Source organism: Limnohabitans sp. T6-5, assembly GCF_003063315.1.
GTDB lineage: Bacteria > Pseudomonadota > Gammaproteobacteria > Burkholderiales > Burkholderiaceae_C > Limnohabitans_A.
The window spans coordinates 356,670-375,108 of the sequence record NZ_NERV01000001.1 but is presented as its reverse complement, the minus strand read 5'-3'; the positions used below and the strand labels follow the sequence as shown (position 1 = coordinate 375,108).

17 protein-coding genes are annotated in these 18,439 nt (G+C 61.9%); 1 reads left to right on the top strand and 16 read right to left on the bottom strand.

The genetic code is table 11. The features are described from left to right. Nucleotides 1–2: 2 nt before the first annotated feature. The 10 genes from B9Z51_RS01485 to B9Z51_RS01440 all read right to left on the bottom strand — a co-directional run bounded on the left by B9Z51_RS01485 (nt 3) and on the right by B9Z51_RS01440 (nt 12,520). Nucleotides 3–1,724 (bottom strand): acyl-CoA dehydrogenase family protein, encoded by a 1,722-nt coding sequence (locus tag B9Z51_RS01485; RefSeq protein WP_108371198.1) that lies wholly within the window; start codon nt 1,722–1,724, stop codon nt 3–5. Between the two features lie 221 nt (nt 1,725–1,945). Continuing rightward, a complete protein-coding gene (locus B9Z51_RS01480) occupies nt 1,946–2,677 on the bottom strand; it encodes an ABC transporter ATP-binding protein (RefSeq protein WP_108371196.1) in 732 nt (243 codons plus the stop codon). 1 nt (nt 2,678) lies between these two features. Next, complete coding sequence (locus B9Z51_RS01475) at nt 2,679–4,460, bottom strand: ATP-binding cassette domain-containing protein (protein ID WP_108371195.1); 1,782 nt, start codon at nt 4,458–4,460, stop codon at nt 2,679–2,681. Nucleotide 4,461: 1 nt separating this feature from the next. Beyond that, the gene (locus B9Z51_RS01470) at nt 4,462–5,502 is read right to left on the bottom strand and encodes a branched-chain amino acid ABC transporter permease (RefSeq protein ID WP_108371193.1); all 1,041 of its coding nucleotides are present in this window, start codon (nt 5,500–5,502) and stop codon (nt 4,462–4,464) included. Nucleotides 5,503–5,635: 133 nt separating this feature from the next. Further along, nucleotides 5,636–6,769 (bottom strand): ABC transporter substrate-binding protein, encoded by a 1,134-nt coding sequence (locus B9Z51_RS01465; protein WP_108371192.1) that lies wholly within the window; start codon nt 6,767–6,769, stop codon nt 5,636–5,638. Between the two features lie 61 nt (nt 6,770–6,830). Further along, the gene (locus tag B9Z51_RS01460) at nt 6,831–7,247 is read right to left on the bottom strand and encodes a thioesterase family protein (protein WP_108371190.1); all 417 of its coding nucleotides are present in this window, start codon (nt 7,245–7,247) and stop codon (nt 6,831–6,833) included. Between the two features lie 152 nt (nt 7,248–7,399). Further along, on the bottom strand, nt 7,400–8,179 hold the full coding sequence (locus tag B9Z51_RS01455) for an SDR family NAD(P)-dependent oxidoreductase (RefSeq protein WP_108371189.1): 780 nt from the start codon (nt 8,177–8,179) through the stop codon (nt 7,400–7,402). A 184-nt stretch (nt 8,180–8,363) separates the two neighbouring features. Then, nucleotides 8,364–9,614 carry a thiolase family protein gene (locus B9Z51_RS01450; RefSeq protein WP_108372615.1) on the bottom strand — a complete coding sequence of 417 codons (1,251 nt, stop codon included), beginning with the start codon at nt 9,612–9,614 and terminating at the stop codon, nt 8,364–8,366. Nucleotides 9,615–9,700: 86 nt separating this feature from the next. Next, nucleotides 9,701–11,551: a feruloyl-CoA synthase gene (locus B9Z51_RS01445; RefSeq protein ID WP_108371187.1), complete on the bottom strand. Its 1,851-nt coding sequence runs from the start codon at nt 11,549–11,551 to the stop codon at nt 9,701–9,703. A 162-nt stretch (nt 11,552–11,713) separates the two neighbouring features. Further along, on the bottom strand, nt 11,714–12,520 hold the full coding sequence (locus B9Z51_RS01440) for a crotonase/enoyl-CoA hydratase family protein (protein ID WP_108371186.1): 807 nt from the start codon (nt 12,518–12,520) through the stop codon (nt 11,714–11,716). A 282-nt stretch (nt 12,521–12,802) separates the two neighbouring features. On the opposite strand from B9Z51_RS01440, the gene B9Z51_RS01435 reads away from it, so the two are divergent. Further along, the gene (locus B9Z51_RS01435; protein ID WP_108371184.1) at nt 12,803–13,675 is read left to right on the top strand and encodes an amidohydrolase family protein; all 873 of its coding nucleotides are present in this window, start codon (nt 12,803–12,805) and stop codon (nt 13,673–13,675) included. Nucleotides 13,676–13,723: 48 nt separating this feature from the next. Here B9Z51_RS01435 and B9Z51_RS01430 read toward each other — a convergent pair whose 3' ends face one another. The 6 genes from B9Z51_RS01430 to B9Z51_RS01405 all read right to left on the bottom strand — a co-directional run bounded on the left by B9Z51_RS01430 (nt 13,724) and on the right by B9Z51_RS01405 (nt 18,417). Further along, the gene (locus B9Z51_RS01430) at nt 13,724–15,085 is read right to left on the bottom strand and encodes an MATE family efflux transporter (RefSeq protein ID WP_108371182.1); all 1,362 of its coding nucleotides are present in this window, start codon (nt 15,083–15,085) and stop codon (nt 13,724–13,726) included. 64 nt (nt 15,086–15,149) lie between these two features. After that, a complete protein-coding gene (locus B9Z51_RS01425) occupies nt 15,150–15,491 on the bottom strand; it encodes an ATPase with chaperone activity (RefSeq protein WP_108371181.1) in 342 nt (113 codons plus the stop codon). A gap of 7 nt (nt 15,492–15,498) precedes the next feature. After that, nucleotides 15,499–15,837, bottom strand: coding sequence for a zinc ribbon domain-containing protein YjdM (locus tag B9Z51_RS01420; RefSeq protein WP_108371179.1), 339 nt, complete (start codon nt 15,835–15,837; stop codon nt 15,499–15,501). A 45-nt stretch (nt 15,838–15,882) separates the two neighbouring features. Further along, nucleotides 15,883–16,704 carry an NAD(P)-dependent oxidoreductase gene (locus B9Z51_RS01415; RefSeq protein WP_108371178.1) on the bottom strand — a complete coding sequence of 274 codons (822 nt, stop codon included), beginning with the start codon at nt 16,702–16,704 and terminating at the stop codon, nt 15,883–15,885. Between the two features lie 14 nt (nt 16,705–16,718). After that, nucleotides 16,719–17,483, bottom strand: coding sequence for an HpcH/HpaI aldolase/citrate lyase family protein (locus B9Z51_RS01410; protein WP_108371176.1), 765 nt, complete (start codon nt 17,481–17,483; stop codon nt 16,719–16,721). A 10-nt stretch (nt 17,484–17,493) separates the two neighbouring features. Further along, nucleotides 17,494–18,417: a 2-hydroxy-3-oxopropionate reductase gene (locus B9Z51_RS01405; RefSeq protein ID WP_108372611.1), complete on the bottom strand. Its 924-nt coding sequence runs from the start codon at nt 18,415–18,417 to the stop codon at nt 17,494–17,496. Nucleotides 18,418–18,439: the final 22 nt, after the last annotated feature.

Here is an 18,439-nt window from a genome sequence, read left to right as displayed (position 1 = left end):
GATTATGCCGCTGCCGCAGTGCACTGCTGCACGATGATGAAGGTGCGCATCTGGAACTCGGGCAATACCCAGCTGCGCAGGGCTTTGGCCGGGGCGTGCCAGCGTGCATCGGCGTTGGGGGTGTCGGCATCGACGCCAGTTTGGATGCGCAACCAGGCCCAATCCATCAGCACCAAGGCCACGGCACGCAAGTAGTCGTCGGCCACGCGGAAGGCCAAGGCCGCGTCTTGCGGTGCCGCCTTGACGATTTGCTCGGTCACGGCGCGCAGCGTCTGCATACGGGCTGCGGCTGCCGTGCTGGCTTTGGCGTTCTGAGGCAAGTCGGCTTGCAGGCTATCCAGCAAGGCGTTCATGCTCTGGCCGCCATCGGCCAACACCTTGCGCACCAAGAGGTCGATCGCCTGGATCTCGTTGGTGCCTTCGTAAATCATGGCCACACGGGCGTCGCGCACGATCTGCTCAATGCCCCATTCGCGCACATAGCCGTGGCCACCAAACACCTGCAGGCAGTCGCTGCCGCCATGGAAGGCCTGGTGAGTGAAGACCGACTTCATGACCGGTGTGACCAGCGCACACCAGCGCTGGGCGGCGGCTTGGGTGTCGGCGTCCTGGCTGTGCTTGATCAGGTCCAACTCGAGCGCGGTGCGGTAGGCAAGCACGCGGCCGGCATCGACCCAGGCGCGCTGCGTGTCCAGAATGCGGCGCATGGCGGGGTGCTCGCCAATCAGGTCGGCTTCGCCCGCTGATTTGCCTTTGCCGGGTGCACGCATCTGGCGACGCTCTTGCGCATACGCATCGGCCTTTTGCCAGGCGGCGTCCAAGAGGCCAATGCCTTGCAGGGCCACATGCAGGCGGGCGGCGTTCATCATCACGAACATGGCGTTCAGGCCCTTGCCGGGCTCGCCCACTATGGAACAGACCGCTTCGTCAAAACGCATCACGCAAGTGGGGCTGCCGTGCAGGCCCATTTTTTCTTCGATGCGGTCGCAATGCACACGGCTGCGCGAGCCATTGGGGTAGAACTTGGGCACCAGGAACAGCGACAAGCCTTTGGGGCCGGGCGGTGCGTCGGGCAGGCGCGCCAGCACCAGGTGCACGATGTTGTCGGTCAGGTCATGTTCGCCGCCCGAGATGAAAATCTTCGTGCCGCTGACGGCGTATTGGCCATCGGGCAGGGGCACAGCCTTGGTGCGGGCCAAACCCAGGTCAGAACCGGCATGCGGCTCGGTCAGGCACATGGTGGCCAGCCATTCGCCGGTGGCCACTTTCTCCAAATAGTGCGCTTTCAGTTCGTCGCTGGCGTGGTGCTTGATGCACTCGTAAGCGCCATGCAGCAGGCCGGGTGCCATGGTCCAGCCGTGGTTGGCGGCGCTCAGCATTTCGTACAGCATGGCTTCGAGCACACTGGGCAGACCTTGCCCGCCGTCTTCGGCGCTGGCAGCCAAGGCGGGCCAGCCCGATTGCCAGAAAGATTGGTAAGCTGCTTTGAAGCCCGGCGGCATGGTGACCACGCCGTCTTTCCATTGGGCACCGATCTCGTCGCCATCGCGGTTGAGCGGGGCGATCACTTCGCCTACGAACTTGCCTGCTTCCTCCAGCACTTGTTGCATCAGCTCTGGGTCCACCTCGGCAAAGGCGGGCAGGGCTTGCAGCTGGGCGGGGGCGTTCAAGACGCGGGACAACACAAACTGCATGTCGTCGGTTCGGGGTTGGTAGGCGTTCATGGGATGTTTAAGGTTAAGCGTTGGGCGTTGGGCGTTGGGCGTTGGGCGTTAGGCGTTAGGCGTTAGGCGTTAGGCGTTAGGCGTTAGGCGTTAGGCGTTAGGCGTTGAGTCTTGCGTGTTTTGGGAAGCGCGTTGAGTGTTTACTGGGCATTGAGCGCTCAACGCTCAACGCAAAACACTGAACCCTCAACGCACAACGCTGAATCCAACATGCCAAACTCTCAACCTTTTTTCGCGGCACCCAGATAGGTGTCGATCACGCGGGGGTCTTCGGCCAAGTCGGCGGCTTTGCCATGCAGGCCAATCTCGCCCATCTCCAGCACATAGCCGTCGTCGGCCACGGCCAGCGCGGCGCGGGCGTTTTGCTCGACCAGCACGATGGTCACGCCGGTTTGGCGCAGGGTTTCGATGATGGTGAAGATTTCTTTGACGATCAATGGGGCCAGGCCCAGGCTGGGCTCGTCCAGCATCAAGAGCGCTGGGCGCGACATGAGCGAGCGGCCCACGGCCAGCATCTGGCGCTCGCCCCCCGACAGCGTGCCAGCTTCTTGCAAGCGGCGCTCTTTCAGGCGGGGGAACAGGTCAAACACGTCGTCCAGGCGGCTGCGCCATTGCGCGTTGCCCAGGCGCATCTGGCGGTAGCCGCCCAGCACCAGGTTGTCTTCCACGCTCATGGTGCCAAACAGTTCGCGCTTTTCGGGCACCAGCGAGATGCCTTGCATCACACGCTCTTCGAGTGTCAGGTCGATGATCGACTGGCCATCAAACTCGATCTGTCCTTTGGCGGGCAAGATGCCCATCAGGCTGTTCAAGAAAGTGGACTTGCCTGCGCCGTTGGGGCCGATCACGGTGATCACGCTGCCCTTGGCCGCTTCCAGGCTCAGGCCGTGCAGGACTTCGGCTTTGCCGTAGCCCGCACGCAGGTCGGTGACTTTGAGGAGAGGGGTTGCCATGTCAGTGTTCCGTTCCGAGGTAAGCAGCGCGCACGGCCGGGCTGGCTTGGATTTCTGCGGGGGTGCCGCGTGTGAGCAGCGTGCCAAATTCCATCACCACGAGTTGATCGCACACGTCCATCACCAGGTCCATGTCGTGCTCGACCAGCAAGATGCTCATGCCTTCGCCTTGGAGCTGGCGCAGCACCTGGGCCAAACCTTGTTTCTCTTTGTGGCGCAGACCGGCCGCGGGTTCGTCCAGCAGCAGCAGCGCCGGATCACAGCACAGCGCACGGGCGATTTCCATCAAGCGTTGCGGGCCCATGGCCAGGTTGCCCGCTTGTTCGTGCAGGTAGGCACCCATGCCGATGCGCTCCAGCTGGCGCTGGGCTTCTTTCATCATGCGCTGCTCTTCGGCTTGGTTGGTGCGCAGCATGGAGGAGACCACACCGCTGTGGCCCCGGGTGTAAGCGCCCAGTGCCACGTTTTCGAGCACGGTCATGTCGGGGATCATCTTGACGTGCTGGAAGGTGCGGGCCATGCCCTGGCGAGAAATTTCGCGCGAGGGCAGGGCGCTGATGTCTTCACCCCGGAACAGCACTTGTCCGCTGGTTTTGGACAGCACGCCGGTGATCAGGTTGAAGGTGGTGGATTTGCCTGCGCCGTTGGGGCCGATCAGGCCGACAATCTGGCCCGCCTGGATGTCAAAGCTGATGTCGTTCACCGCTGTGAGGCCGCCAAACTGTTTGCGGATCTTGTCGACCTTGAGCACCACATCGCCTGCGGCGGGTTTGCTGCGTGCAGGCAAGTCGGCGGCGTTGTGCCAGTCGACGGCACGCGGGGGGCGAGGCAGCTTGCGCGCCACCACCGACCACAGGCCATCGGGCAGGTACTTGAGCACCAGGACCAGTGCGATGCCGAACACGATGACTTCGTAGCTGCCGCTGGTGCCGATCAGGGCCGGCAGCAGCACTTGCAACTGGTCGTCGAGCAGCTTGATCAAGCCAGCGCCCACGATGGCGCCCCAGACATAACCCACGCCACCGACCACGGTCATGAACAGGTATTCGATGCCCATCTTCAGGCCAAAGGCCGAAGGGTTGACGGTGCGCTGGAAGTGCGCCAGCAACCAGCCCGCCACCGAGGCGAACAGGGCGGCGATGATGAAGATCGTGACTTTGTAGCGGAAGGTGCTGATGCCCATGGCCTCGGCCATTTGCGAACCACCCTTGAGCGAGCGAATCGCCCGGCCCGGACGAGAGTCCAGCAGGTTGAGCAGTGCAATGGCGCCGGCCAGCAAGATGGCCCAGGTCAGCACAAAGAACAGCCGACCCTGGCCGATGTCGATGTCGCCGTTTAAGCCCGAGATGGACAGGCTTTTCAGGCCCAGCAGGCCGTCGTATTTGCCCAAAGCGGCGAGGTTGCCCATGAGGTAGTAAAGCGACAAACCCCAGGCAATCGTGGCCAGCGGCAGATAGTGCCCCGACATGCGCAAGGTGATCATGCCCACAACGAGTGCGCTCACCGCTGTCAGTGCTAAACCAACCCACAAGGTCAGCCAGGGTGACATGCCAGTGTTGAGTGTCAGCCAAGCGGTGGTGTAAGCACCGATGCCCACGAAAGCGGCCTGGCCAAACGAAGTCAGGCCGCCCACGCCAGTCAGCAGCACCAGACCCAGGCAGACCAGGCTGTACAGGCCGATGTAGTTCAGTTGCGCGATCCAGAAATCAGGCAGCGGCAGCACGGCCACCAGAGGCACGGCAGCGATCAGCAGCCACAAAGCGATGTTTTGTTTTTTGAACATGTCAGTGGTCCTCGTCCGAATGGCCGCTGCGCAGCGAGCGCACGAGAAGAATGGGCAGCACCAGCGTGAACACGATCACCTCTTTGAATGCACTGGCCCAGAAAGAGCCGAAAGACTCGACCACGCCCACAAACAGGGCGCCCAGCAAAGCGCCGGGGTAGCTCGACAGGCCCGCGATCACGGCGGCCACGAAGCCTTTGAGACCGATCAGGAAACCCGAGTCATAAAACACGGTGGTGGTGGGGCCGATCAGCAGGCCCGACAAGGCCCCGATGAAGGCCGCCAGCAAGAAGGTCAACTGACCCGAGGTGTGGCTGGAGATGCCCATCAGGCGGGCACCCGTGCGGTTGACGGCGGTGGCGCGCAGGGCTTTGCCGCGCAGCGACTTTTCAAAGTACAGCCACATCAGCACGATCAAGGCCAAGGACACCACAAAGATGATCACCGTCTGGCCAGACAGCGCCAGCGGGCCGACGGTGAAGCGCTCGTCCCAGAAGGGCGGGTTGCGAAAGCCTTCCGCACCAAAGAACAGCAAGCCCAGACCCGTCATGGCGAAGTGCACACCCACCGAGACGATCAACAGCACCAAAGGTGTGGCTGCTTCGAGCGACTGGTAGGCCACACGGTAAACCAGTGGACCAAACGCCGTGACGATGGCCACGCTGAGTGCGGCTTGCACACCCAGCGGAAATTGTTGGGGCGCAGCCCATACGGACAGCGCAGAAATCAAGGCCGGAAAAACCAGCGTCTTCAAGGCCGACTGAAGGGCGCGCACGGCGTTGCCGTGGTGACGCCAGCGTTCGATCAACTCCATCATGGAGGCGACCACGGCCAAAATCATCAGCAGCCAGACGGTGCCCGGTGTTTTGCCGGTTTGCAGCATGGCCAAGGTGAGTGCGCCATAAGCCACAAATTCGCCTTGCGGAATGAAGATGACCCGCGTGACGGTGAACACCAGCACCGTGGCCAGCCCGAGCAGGGCATAGACAGCGCCATTGGTGAACCCGTCCAGCAGCAAAATGCTGGCGATCGAGAAGTCCATGGGGGAACCTTGAAGATAAATAGCAGGAGCAGGAGAAATCATGCCGCCCCGGTGTGCGGCTCAGGCGTGGCTTGTGCCATGCCTGCCAGCTCACCGCTGGGCCTTGCAGGCCCAGCGGATCATGCAAGGGGTCTTATTCGACCTTGAACTTGCCGTCGACAACCTTCGTCATCACACCGGTTTCCATGGTGTAACCCCAGTGGTCAGCAGCCGTCCAGTTCATGATGCCGTGGGCAAAGGTGGTGCGGCCCATGGTTTCCAAGCTGTCACGCAAGGCTGCACGGAACTCGGGTGTACCGGACTTGGCTTTTTTCAGCGCCATGGGAATGGCTTTTTCCAAGGCCACTTGAGCGTCGTAGGCATGGCCAGCAAACTGGTTGTGGCTGCCAGCGCCGTAGACCTTGTCGTATTTGGCGACGAAGTCTTGTGCCACTTTCTTGGAGGGATGGTTGTCAGGCAACTGGTCGGGGGCGATCACGGGGCCGGAGACCACGTAAGTGCCTTCCACCGCTTTGCCGCCCACGCGCATCAAGTCCATGGTGGCTGCTGCGTGTGTTTGGTAAATTTTGCCTTTGTAACCGCGCTCGATCAGGCCCAGCTGGGGCATGGCAGCGCCAGAACCCGATGCCACGACCAGCACCGCATCGGGGTTGGCGGAGGTGATTTTCAAAGCTTGTGGGGTCACGCTGGTGTCGGTACGGGCAAAGCGCTCGGTGGCGACGATCTTGATGCCTGCCTTGTCCAGAAGCGGGCCGATTTCCTTGAGCCATTGCTCGCCGTAGGCGTCTGTGTAGCCCAAAAAGCCGATGGTTTTGATGCCTTGCTTTTTCATGCTCTCGACCACGGCGTAGCCCATCACGGTGTTGGACTGTGGCAGACGGAACATCCATTTGTCTTTGCCGGGTGGCACGCCCACGGGGGAGCCAGCCAATTGCACCGTGCCCGCTTCTGCAGCGATGTCGGTCATGGCGGCAGCCACAGCGGTGATGCACGAACCGATGATCAGGTCCACTTTGTCTTCGGTCACAAAGCGGCGGGCATTGGCCGCGCCTTTGCCAGGGTCGGTGCCGTCGTCCAGCACGATCAGCTGAACTTTTTCACCACCAATGGTTTGTGGGAACAGCTTGAACTGGTTTTGCATCGGGATGCCCAGGCCGGAGCCAGGGCCGGTCAGCGCCAGGCTCACGCCGATCTTGATGTCGGCCAGTGCAGCGGTGCTGGACACGGCGGTGATGGCCAAAGCCAGCAGGGTTTTCTTGAAGTTCATGCTTGTCTCCTAATGAAAGGTGGGTTGGAAAAACACAGGGGGAACACGGTTGAAAAACGGTTTAGCTGCACAAAGCCTTGATGTCCTCAGGCACCGGAATGGCCTTGATGCGGTCGGGATCATCGGGGTGCTTGATGCAAAACGCTCGCACTTCGGTGCCCTCGCAGAGCACAGTGTCGCCGCGCATGACCACGTGTTTGTGCACGATGACTTTCTCGCGCCATTCCTGCACGCTGGTGTGCACTTGAATGGTTTCGCCATAGGTGGCGGGGCGGATGAATTTGGTGTTGATCTCCAAGAGCGGCGTGCCGATGATGCCGCGCGTCTTGACCAGCTCGCGCCAGGGCGGTACGCCGCACTTCACAAAGAAGTTCAGCGATGAAGCGTCCATCCATTTGGAGAAATTGGGAAAGAAGACGATGCCTGCGGGGTCGCAGTCACCGAACATCACTTGCACTTCGTAGACAACAGTTTTCATGGGTTAAGCGTTGGGAGTTGAGCGTTGAGCGTTGAGCGTTGAGCGTTGGGCGTTGGGCGTTGAGCGTTGAGCGTTGAGCGTTGAGCGTTGAGAGTGGGGGGGGCTTGGGAGGATTAACGCCTAACGCCTAACGCCTAACGCTGAACCTCTTGTCAACGAGGCGCCATGCGCAGTGCGCCATCCAGGCGAATGATTTCGCCGTTCAGGTGGTCGTTGCTGACGATGTGGCAGGCCAGTTCGGCAAATTCGCTGGGCTTGCCCAGACGTGCGGGGAAGGGGATGCTGGCAGCCAGCGAAGCTTGCACCGGCTCGGGCAAGCTGGCCAGCAACGGGGTTTTGAACAGGCCGGGGGCAATGGTGCACACGCGGATGCCATGTTGTGCCAGGTCGCGGGCCATGGGCAGGGTCATGCCCGCCACGCCTGCTTTGGAAGCGCTGTAGGCCTGCTGGCCGACTTGGCCGTCAAACGCAGCGACCGATGCGGTAAAGACCATCACGCCACGGGCGCCATCAGTCTCTCCATCCTTTTCCATGGGGTCCAGCTTGGCGCAAGCGGCAGCAAACAGGCGCGCGGCGTTGTAGGTGCCAATCAGGTTGACGTTGATCACCTTGGCAAACTCTTCCAGCGGCGCGGCGTTGCCGTCTTTGCCGACCACGCGTTTGGCGGTGCCGATGCCCGCAATTTGCATCAGGATGCGGGCAGGGCCATGCGCAGCCGCTGCGGTCTCAATGGCCTGGGCCATGCTGTCCGGGTCAGACACGTTGCAGTGCACAGCAATGCCGCCGATCTCCTTGGCCACACGCTCGGCGTTGTCCATGTTGAGGTCGAGCACGGCGACCTTCGCGCCCAGACGGGCCAATTCGCGGGCCGTGGCCTCGCCCAAACCGGAGCCACCGCCGGTGACCAGTGCTGCTTGTCCTTGGATGTTCATGTCGAGACCTTTCTGTTGTAGGCCGGACCTTCGGGTCCGACGTTTCGGATACATGTCGGGGCAGAAGCCGCCGACTTACGGGTTCTTGCACTTTGTATTTTTGTAGGTCGGTGGCTTCAGCCCCGACAAATGCTTGCAGACCGCGAACATGTCGGACCTGAAGGCGCCGACCTACTAATTCACTTCATGCGCCTTCAGGGTTTTCGATCAACAAGGCAATGCCTTGCCCACCGCCCACGCAGGCGCTGGAAATGCCGTAGCGCAAGCCGCTGCGTTGGAGTTCACGCGCCAGCGTGATCGTCAGGCGCACGCCGGTGGCAGCCAGGGGGTGGCCCAGCGCAATCGCGCCGCCGTTGACGTTGAGCTTGGACAAATCGAGGCCGAGTTCGCGGCTCACGGCCAGCGTTTGTGCGCCTTGCGCTTCGTTGATCTCAAAGCGGCCAATGTCGGACAACTTGAGGCCTGTGCGCTCGAGCAGCAAGCGAATGGCTGGCGCTGGGCCAATGCCCATGATTTCGGGCGGCACGCCCACGGCGGCTGCCGCCACCACGCGGGCCAGAGGCTTTTTGCCTTGCGCTTTGGCATAAGCACCGGAGGTGACCACGCAAGCGGCCGCCGCATCGACCAAAGCCGAGCTGTTGCCACCGGTCTGCACGCCGCCTTCGTAGACGGACTTGAGTTTGGCCAGCACTTCGGGCGGCGAGATGCGGGGGTGTGTGTCTGTGGACACTTCGGTGACCTTGCCTTGCAGCTTGATGCCACGGGCTTTGTAGCCTTCGAGTTCAAACTTTTCGGTGACCACGGGCACGATCTCGCCTGCGTGGAAACCGGCGGCTTGCGCGGCCACGGCCTTGGCAAACGAGTCGCTGGCGAACTGGTCAACCTCTTCGCGGGTGATGTTGTACTTTTTGGCCAGGTTCTCGGCAGTCTGGATCATGTTGATGCCAGCGGCCGGGTCTTTCAGGGCTTCCCACATGTAGTCCTTGAAGCCCACGGGTGCACCCAGCTTGAAGCCGGTGCGGTGGTCAAAGGCGGCGATCGGATTGCGCGTCATGCTCTCGGTGCCGACCACCAGTGCGGCCTCGCACACGCCCGCTTCGATCTGTTCACCGGCCTGGCGGAACAGCTCAAAACCGGTGCCGCAAATGCGCTGGGTCATGATGGCGGGCACTTCTTGGGGCACACCGGCGTACAGGCCAATGTGGCGGGGCAAAAAGAACTGGTCAAAGTCGCCGGGGGCCATGTTACCGGTGATGACCGAGCCAATCTCGGTGGGGGCGATGCCAGCGCGCTTCAAAGCTTCGCGTGCGGCCTTGATGCCCAGGTCCGTGGGCGAGATGTGGCCCAGTGCGCCGCAGTAGTCCACCATGGGCGTGCGCACGCCTTCGTGCATCCACACATCGGTAAACGCGTTGAAAAATCCTTTGGAAGCCATGTTTTTCTTTCGGTTTTTGTAGGAGCGACGCCCTCGTCGCGATTTGCGCGGCATTTCGCGACGGGGGCGTCGCTCCTACATGATGGTCATTGGGGTTTGACGATGTAGTGCAGCGTGTCGGCATGCAGTGCCGCCACGGTGTCGGCGCGGTGCGTCAGCACCGAGCGCTGGTTGATCGAGCCCTTGTCGGTGATCTCGCCTTTGTCGATGGTGGGCGGCTCACTCAGCAGGCACAGGCGGGCAATGCGGTTGGCGCTGCCGGTGCCGCTTTTGGCCAGTTCGTTGACGATCTCCTGGAACTTGGCCAGCACCGGGGCAGAGGCGAGCACTTCGGACAAAGGCACGTCTGCACCCAAGCCGCTCATGGCGCGCACGGCGGGTGTCGGGAAAATCATCGCGCCGACTTCCTTCATGTTCAGGCCGGTGAGCACCGCGTCCTGGATGTAGGGTGCACCAGCGGCAATGATCTTGCCGCGCAGAGGGCCCACGCTCACAAAGGTGCCCGTGGCCAGCTTGAAGTCTTCGGCAATGCGACCGTCGAACTTCAGACCCAAATGCACATCGGTTTCGTCGATCCACTTGACCGCATCGCCGGTTTTGAAGAAGCCTTCTTCGTCAAACGCACCTGCGGTTTCTTCGGCGTTGCGCCAGTAGCCGGGGGTGATGTTGGGGCCGCGGTAACGCACCTCGGTCTTGCCTTGCATGTCCACCAGCTTGAGTTCCAGGCCGGGGGTGGGCACGCCCAAATCACCGGCCTGCACAAAGGGGTTGGTCACGAAAATGCCAAACGGACCCGATTCGGTCATCCCCAAGCCCGTGCCCATGACGATGCGTTCGCCAACTTCGCGCTCTTGCGATTCGTACAGGCTGTCCCAAATCGGTTGGGCCAAGGCGGCACCGGCGTAGAAGAACATCTGCACGCGTGACAACAAGGTCTTGCGCAGCAGATCGTCGGTTTTCATGGCGTGGGCGATCGCTTCAAAGCCGGTGGGCACGTTGAAGTAGACCGTGGGCGCGATCTCGCGCAGGTTGCGCAAGGTCTCGCCAATCAGTGCGGGGGTGGGCTTGCCGTCGTCGATGTAAAGCGTGCCGCCGTGGTAGATCGTCATGCCCACGTTGTGGTTGCCGCCGAAGGTGTGGTTCCAAGGCAGCCAGTCGACCAGCACCAGTTCTTTTTCGGCCAGCACCGGCATGGACTGGGCCATTTGCTGCTGGTTGGCGCACCACAGGCGCTGGGTGTTGATGACGGCTTTGGGCAGCTTGGTCGAGCCGCTGGTGAACAAAAACTTGACGATGGTGTCGGGGCCGGTGGCGGCAATGGCGGCGTCCACCGCAGGCGTGGCGGCAGTGGCGCACAGGCTTTCGAAAGAGGTGACTTTGCGGCCTTCCACCGCACCTTCACACATCACCACTTCCATGTCATCGCTGACGGTGGCGGCAATGGCTTTGGCATACCGGGCGTCGGAGGCGAACACCATGCCGGGCGTCACGGTGTTGAGCACGTGCTTGAGTTTGTCGTAGTCCACACTGACCAGCGAGTAGGGTGGAGAGGTGGGCACATAGGGCACGCCGGCCAGCATGCAGCCCAAGCCCAGCAGGGCGTGCTCCAGGCTGTTTTCACTCAATATGACCACAGGGCGTTCAGCGCTGAGACCCCGGTCGATCAGGCCTTGCGCAATGCTGCGGGCAGTCTGCCAGGCCTCTGCGTAGGTGATGTGTTTCCAGTCGCCAGTGCTGCCGTCGGCTTGCTTGGCACGGCGCGCCATGAAGGTGTGCTCGGGTTTGGTTTGGGCCCAATGTTGCAGGCGGTCGGTCATGCGCTCGGCAAAGGACTGCAAAGGCTGCTCTGCCGTCAGGTAATGCGTGCCTGGCACGCCATCGCGCAACGTGACGCGGGTCACACCGAACTTCAGGGGGCGGAATTGGGGGGCGTTCATGGGGTGTCTCCGAGTATGGGCGTTCTGTGTACGGCGTTTGTTGTTCAGCGTTGAGGGTTCGGTGTTTAGCGTTCAGCGTTCAGTGTTCGGCGTTCAGCGTTGAACGTTCGGGTTTCAAGTTTCATTGAAAACGCTCAACGCTCAACGCTCAACTCAAAACGCTCAACCCTTCTGTACTTTGGCCGCTTTGCCCTCAAGGAAGGCGCGCACACGGGCTTTGGCTTCAGGGGCGGACTGGGCGATGGAGGCCATCAGTGCTTCGGTGAACAGGCCGTGGTCAGCAGGCTGCTCGGCAATGCGGGGCAGGGCGTGCGTCAGGGCAAAGTTGGTCAATGGTGCGTTGGTTGCGATGCGGGTGGCCAACTCGATGGCCTTGGTCAAGGCCGTGCCGGTGGGCACCAGGTATTGCGCAAAGCCCACGCGCTCGCCGTCTTGGGCGTTGTAGACGCGGCCCGTCAGCATCATGTCGGTCATGCGGGCTGCGCCAATCAGCTTGGGCACACGCACTGAGCCGCCACCACCCACAAAGATGCCACGGGTGCCTTCAGGCAGGGCGTAAAAAGTGCTTTCATCGGCCACGCGGATGTGCGAAGCGCTGGCCAGCTCCAAGCCGCCACCCACCACCGCGCCGTGCAGGGCCGCGACCACGGGCACGCGGCCTTGCTCGACGGCGTTCAAGGCCACATGCCAGCTGCGTGAGTGGTGGATGCCTTCACCAGCGTCGCGCTCTTTGAGCTCGGACAGGTCCAGGCCTGCGCAGAAGTGATCGCCTTCGCCATGAATGACGGCCGCGCCAGCCTCCGGGGGCAGGTTTTGGAAGACATCGCGCAGGGCTTCGATCAGGCCATCGTTCAGGGCATTGCGCTTGGCAGGGCGGCACAGGCGCACCACAGCCACAGCGCCTTGCATTTCCAGTGAAACGCCATTTTCTTCGGCACGGTCAAGGATGGGATTGCTTTGCTGGGACATCGGATGAGACTCTCAAATGACTTGACCGGAAGGTCAAGAAGGTTATTATTGATAACCATATTGTGACCAGTGGATGGTGCTTTCCTGCTTGGTGTTTTCCCTAGCGTTGCTGCTTGACAAGTGACTTTGGCTTGCCTTTTGTGGGAGCCCACCCCGTGGACGATGGGCTGGCATTCATGGGGTGATAGGCGTTGGCCTGCACAAAGTGTGTGGTCTTGCTGGTGACCTGGGTGGCGGCAGGTATCGGCTATCGTTCATCCATATTTGCCGACAAGGAAACCCATGAAACACCAAGACCTGATCGCGATTGACATCCACACCCACGCCGAAGTGAGTTGCTGGAACCCCTTTGACAACTACGGTGAGGAATACGACCGCGCCGCCGACAAGTTTTTTGGCAGCAACCGCCGCCCGACCATCGAAGAAACCGTGGCCTATTACCGCGAGCGCAAGATCGGTTTGGTCATGTTCACCGTGGACAGCGAGTCGCAGCTGGGCCGCCGCCGCATCCCCAACGAAGAGATCGCCAAGGCCGCGCGCGACAACAGCGACATGATGATTGCCTTCGCCAGCATCGACCCGCACAAAGGCAAGATGGGCGCCCGCGAGGCCGAGCGCCTGATCAAAGAAGAAGGCATCAAGGGCTTCAAGTTCCACCCCACGGTGCAGGGTTACCACCCTTACGACAAGATGGCCTGGCCCATTTACGACGTGATCAATGAACACAAACTGCCTGCCATTTTTCACACGGGGCACAGCGGCATCGGTTCAGGCATGCGCTGCGGTGGCGGCTTGCGCCTGGCCTACAGCAACCCCATGCACCTCGATGATGTGGCGATCGACTGGCCCGACATGCAAATTGTCATGGCGCACCCCAGCTTTCCGTGGCAAGACGAGGCCTTGAGCGTAGCCACGCACAAACCCAATGTCTGGATCGACCTGTCGGGCTGGAGCCCCAAGTACTTTCCCAAGCAGCTGATCCAGTACGCCAACACGCTGCTCAAAGACCGCATTTTGTTTGGCAGCGACTACCCCCTCATCACGCCAGAGCGTTGGATGAAAGACTTTGAAGTCGCGGGTTTCCGCCCCGAGGTGATGCCCGGCATCCTGAAAGACAACGCGGTGCGTTTGTTGGGCTTGGACAAAGCTGTCTGAGTGCATCCCAAGTCATGAATGTGGCCGCAGTGGTGACCTGCGGTTCACTCAGGCTTTTTGCGGGGTGCTCCAGGGTGTGACCTTCACGGCAAACGCCGTGACCGCGCCATAGAGCACCATGGCGATGGCCACCAGTCCATAAAAGCTGTCGGCCTTGCCTTGGTGCTGGGCCAGCCAGTAACCCGCACCGGCGACCACCAGCAATCGCACCGTGCCCGCCAGCACGGGGCCGATCACTTGGCCCGCCCCTTGCGATGCAAAGTACAGCGTCAGGCCCAGGCCAAAGAAGGGAAACGCAGGCCCCGCAGTGACCAGGTATTGCCGCGCATAGCCCAGCACAGCCGGGTCTTGTGTGAACAAGCGGGCCCACAACTCGGGTGCCAGGGTGACCACGGCGCCAATCACGGCCAGGTTGAAGGCCGACACGCCACCGGCCACCCAGGCCACGCGCCGTGCGCGGGCCGCGTTGCCTGCGCCCATGGCCATGCCCACCATGGGCACCGATGCCACGCCAATGCCAAAGGCGATCGGGATCAACAAAAACTCCAGCCGCTGGCCGATGCCGTAACCGGCCAGCGCTTCGGTGCCCAGTTGCGCCAGCATGCCGGTGAAAATCAGGATCGCCAGCACCGACTGCACCGGCGACAGACAGGCCACCGCGCCCACTTTGAGGATGTCGGCAAACATGCCGCGCTGCATTTCAAAGGCTTGCAGCTTCAGGCTCAAACGGCCTTGACCACTTGTCAGGTACCACAGGAAAAACACCACACCCGTGGCTGTGGCGATGATATGCCCCCAGGCCACGCCCACCATGCCCATGGCCGGGATCGGGCCTGCGCCGAGCGACAACACGCCGCCCAGCACGATTTGCAAACCGGCGGTGGCCACCAGCGCCACCGAAGGCACCCGCATGTTGCCGGTGCCGCGCACGACGGAGGCCAGGGTGTTGATCAGCCAGACGAAGGGCGCCCCCGCAAACAGCACCTGGGCATAGCGCACGGCTTCAGCCAGCACGGCCTCTGTGCCGCCCAATGCGCTGTAAAAGCCCGGTCCCCAGATCAGGAAGATGGCGCTGTAGACCAAGCCCGCGCCGATGCCGATCAGCAAGGCGTGTTGCAACAGGGTTTGGGCACGGGGCAAGTCCGATGCGCCCAGCGCCCGGCTGATGGCTGCGGACACGCCGCCGCCCATGGCGCCGGCCGACATCATCTGTGTGAGCATGGCAAACGGAAACACCAGGGCCATGGCCGCCAGCGGCGCGGTGCCCAGGCGGCCCACGTAATAGGTCTCGGCAATGCCCACCAGCACCGTCATGACCATGGCCAGCACATTGGGTGCGGCCAGGCGCAGCAAGGTGGGCAAGATGGGGCCGTGCAGCATGCGCTGCAAATCGTGGTGGGGTGTGCTCATGCCGCCATCTTGGCAGCAAGTGCGGCCCAGATGGTGGACTTAGGCGACAGGATAAGAAGGCAGCTCAGGCCTCAGGATCTGATGACGGCGGGCTTTGCAGCAACTGATCCATCGGCCAATTCAGCAGCTCGGCCAGGCGGCACACCACCCAGCGGGCTTCGACGGGAGACACCACCGCAGGCTCGGCCAGCAGGCCCAACTCGCATTGCGTCAGCACCAACTCTTCAGTAATGCCCAGTGTGAACTGCATGTTGGCGGCTTTTTCAGTCAGCAAGTTGGCAAGGTCTTCGCACAGTTCGTAGCGCTCAGCCATCTCGCGGTGGCCGATGCTGGGCTTGATCTTGCCAGGCGGCACATACAGCGCGGTGAAGCTCTCAGGCAGATAGACCTGGTTGTCGTCGCTCATGCCCAGGTCAGGCTTTTTTGACGAATTCGGTTTTCAGCTGCATGGGGCCAAAGCCTTCGATCTTGCAGTCAATGTCGTGGTCACCCTCGATCAGGCGGATGTTCTTGACCTTGGTGCCGACCTTGACGACCGATGAAGAGCCCTTGATTTTCAAATCCTTGACCAGGGTGACGGTGTCGCCGTCTTGCAGCACATTGCCGTGGGCGTCTTTCCAGACCTTGGCCACGTCAGCAGCAGCGGCCTCAGTGGGGTTCCACTCGTGCCCGCAGCTGGGGCAGATCAACAGGTTGCCATCTTCGTAGGTGTATTCGTCGTGGCATTTCGGGCAGGCGGGCAGGGTGCTCATGGGGTTTCCTTTTCGGGCTGGAGGATACCCCATGCACAGCCGTGCTTATCCGTGGGGTGTGGCTTTCACAAACGCACCGCCCTGGTAGATGGCCGCCGGGTCTTGAGTGTCGATCACCGGCTGGCGCGCTTCCACCGCGCTGCGGAACACGTCCGACGAGTCTTGAGGCCGGTAGCCGATGTGCTTGGCATGGGTGTTGTCCCACCAGGTGGTCTGGTTGTCCGACATGCCGTAGATGATGCTGTGGCCCACGATAGGCGCGGTGAGCGCCGCGACGATCAGACGCTCCAGGTCGTCGTAGCTCAGGTAGGTGGCCAGCATGCGGCGGTCTTTGGGTTCGCTGAAAGACGAGCCGATGCGCAGGCTCACCGTTTCGATGCCCCAGCGGTCCCAGTACAGCTGGGCCAGGTCTTCGCCAAAAGCTTTGGACAAGCCGTAAAACCCGTCGGGCTTGGGCGGCATGCGGGTGTTGACCACTTCGTCCTGGCGGTAAAAACCGGTCACATGGTTGGAGCTGGCGAACACGATGCGTTGGACACCCTTCATACGTGCCGCCTCATACAGGTTGACCATGCCCACGATGTTGCCCGCCAATATCGGGTCCCAAGGCTGTTCGGTTGAAACGCCGCCCATGTGGACCACGGCGTTCACGCCGTCGAGCAAGGCCAACATCTGGTCCTTGTCTTCCAGGGAGGCGAGTTGGACTTCTTCGCCGGGAGCCGCAGCGCCCAGGTCGCGGCGGTGGCTCACGCGCAGCACATCGCAATAGGCTTTCAGGCGCGGGCGAAGTTCTTTGCCCAGATTGCCGCCAGCGCCCGTGAGCAGCAGGCGGGGGAACTTCAAGGGGGATGCGGGTGGATTGAGCATGGTGTTCTGTGTGTTCAGTCTTTGAAACGGTCGGCCAGGGCTTGGGCGCTGTCGCGCAGCACGTTTTGGTCGGCCCCCACGGCCACAAACAGGCAGCCTTGCGCCACATAGTGTTTGGCCAGCGCTTCGTCGCCCGTCAAGATGCCTGCGGCTTTGCCGCACGCTTGGATGCGGGCAATCGCTTCGTCGATGACCTGGAGCACCTCGGGGTGCTTGGGGTTGCCCAAGTGACCCAAAGCCGCAGACAAATCGCCGGGGCCAATGAACACGCCATCGACACCTTCCACGTTGGCAATTTCTTCAATGTTTTTCAGGCCTTCGATGGTCTCGACCTGCAGCAGCACGCAGATTTCTTCAGCGCTGCGCTGGGCATAGCCTTTGACACGGCCGTAGTTGCTGGCGCGGGGCGCGCCGGCATAACCACGCACGCCCTGCGGTGGGTAGCGCGTGTACGACACCGCGTTGCGCGCTTCTTCGGCGGTCTGGATGTAGGGCACCAAGAGCGTTTGCACCCCGATGTCGAGCAAGCGCTTGAAGGTGACCATGTCGTTCCACGGGGGGCGCACGATGGGCGTGGCTGAGCCGCCTTGCATGGCCTGCAGTTGGGCCAGCACATCGGGCACTTCGTTGGGCGAGTGCTCCATGTCCAGCAGCAGCCAGTCGTAGCCGCAATGGGTCAGGATCTCGATGCTGATGGGGCTGCACAGGTGCGACCACAGGCCGATTTGTTTTTGGCCACTCAGGATGGCGTGCTTGAAACGGTTGATGGGGAAGTCCATGGGGTGCTCCTCAAACTGTTGGGGTGGGACTGATCTGGAAGTTGGCGGCGATCTCCAGTGCGCGCACGATGCCGGAGTGGTCCCAGCCTGCGCCGCCGTTGGCCACGCAGCTGCTCATCAGCTGCTGGGTGCTGGCGGTGTTGGGCAGGCTCAGGCCCATGGCCTTGGCGCCTTCGAGCGCCAGGTTCAGGTCTTTCTGGTGCAACTCGATGCGGAAACCCGGGTTGAAGGTGCGCTTGATCATGCGCTCGCCATGCAGCTCCAGAATGCGGCTGGTGGCCAAGCCGCCCATCAGGGCCTGGCGCACTTTAGCCGGGTCGGCCCCGGCTTTGGCGGCAAACAGCAGGGCTTCGCCCACGGCCTCGATGTTGAGCGCCACGATGATCTGGTTGGCCACCTTGCAAGTCTGGCCACTGCCGTTGTCGCCGATCAGGGTGATGTTCTTGCCCATCAGCGCAAACAGGGGCTGAACTTTGTTGAAGGTGGCCTCCGAGCCGCCGACCATGATGGTCAGGCTGGCCGCCTTGGCGCCCACCTCGCCGCCCGAGACCGGCGCGTCCAGGTAGTCGCAGCCCAGCGCGTTGATCTTGGCGGCGAACTCTTTGGTGGCGATCGGTGAGATGGAGCTCATGTCCACCACGGTTTTGCCCACCCGGCCGTCAGGTCCGGTGGTCAATGTCTTGATGCCCTGAGCGATGCCCTTGTCGCCAAACAACACATCGGCCACATGCGGGGTGTCGGGCACCATGGTGAAGATGATGTCGGCTTGTTGTGCGACTTCGGCGGGGCTGGCGCATGCTTGTGCGCCTTGCGCCACCACGCCTGCAGGCACGCCGCTGCGCGAAAAAGCAAAGACCTCGTGGCCACCGGCCAGCAAATGTCCGGCCATGGGTGCGCCCATGATGCCCAAGCCAATGAATCCGAGTTTCATGATGTGTCCTTCTTTGGAGTGAATC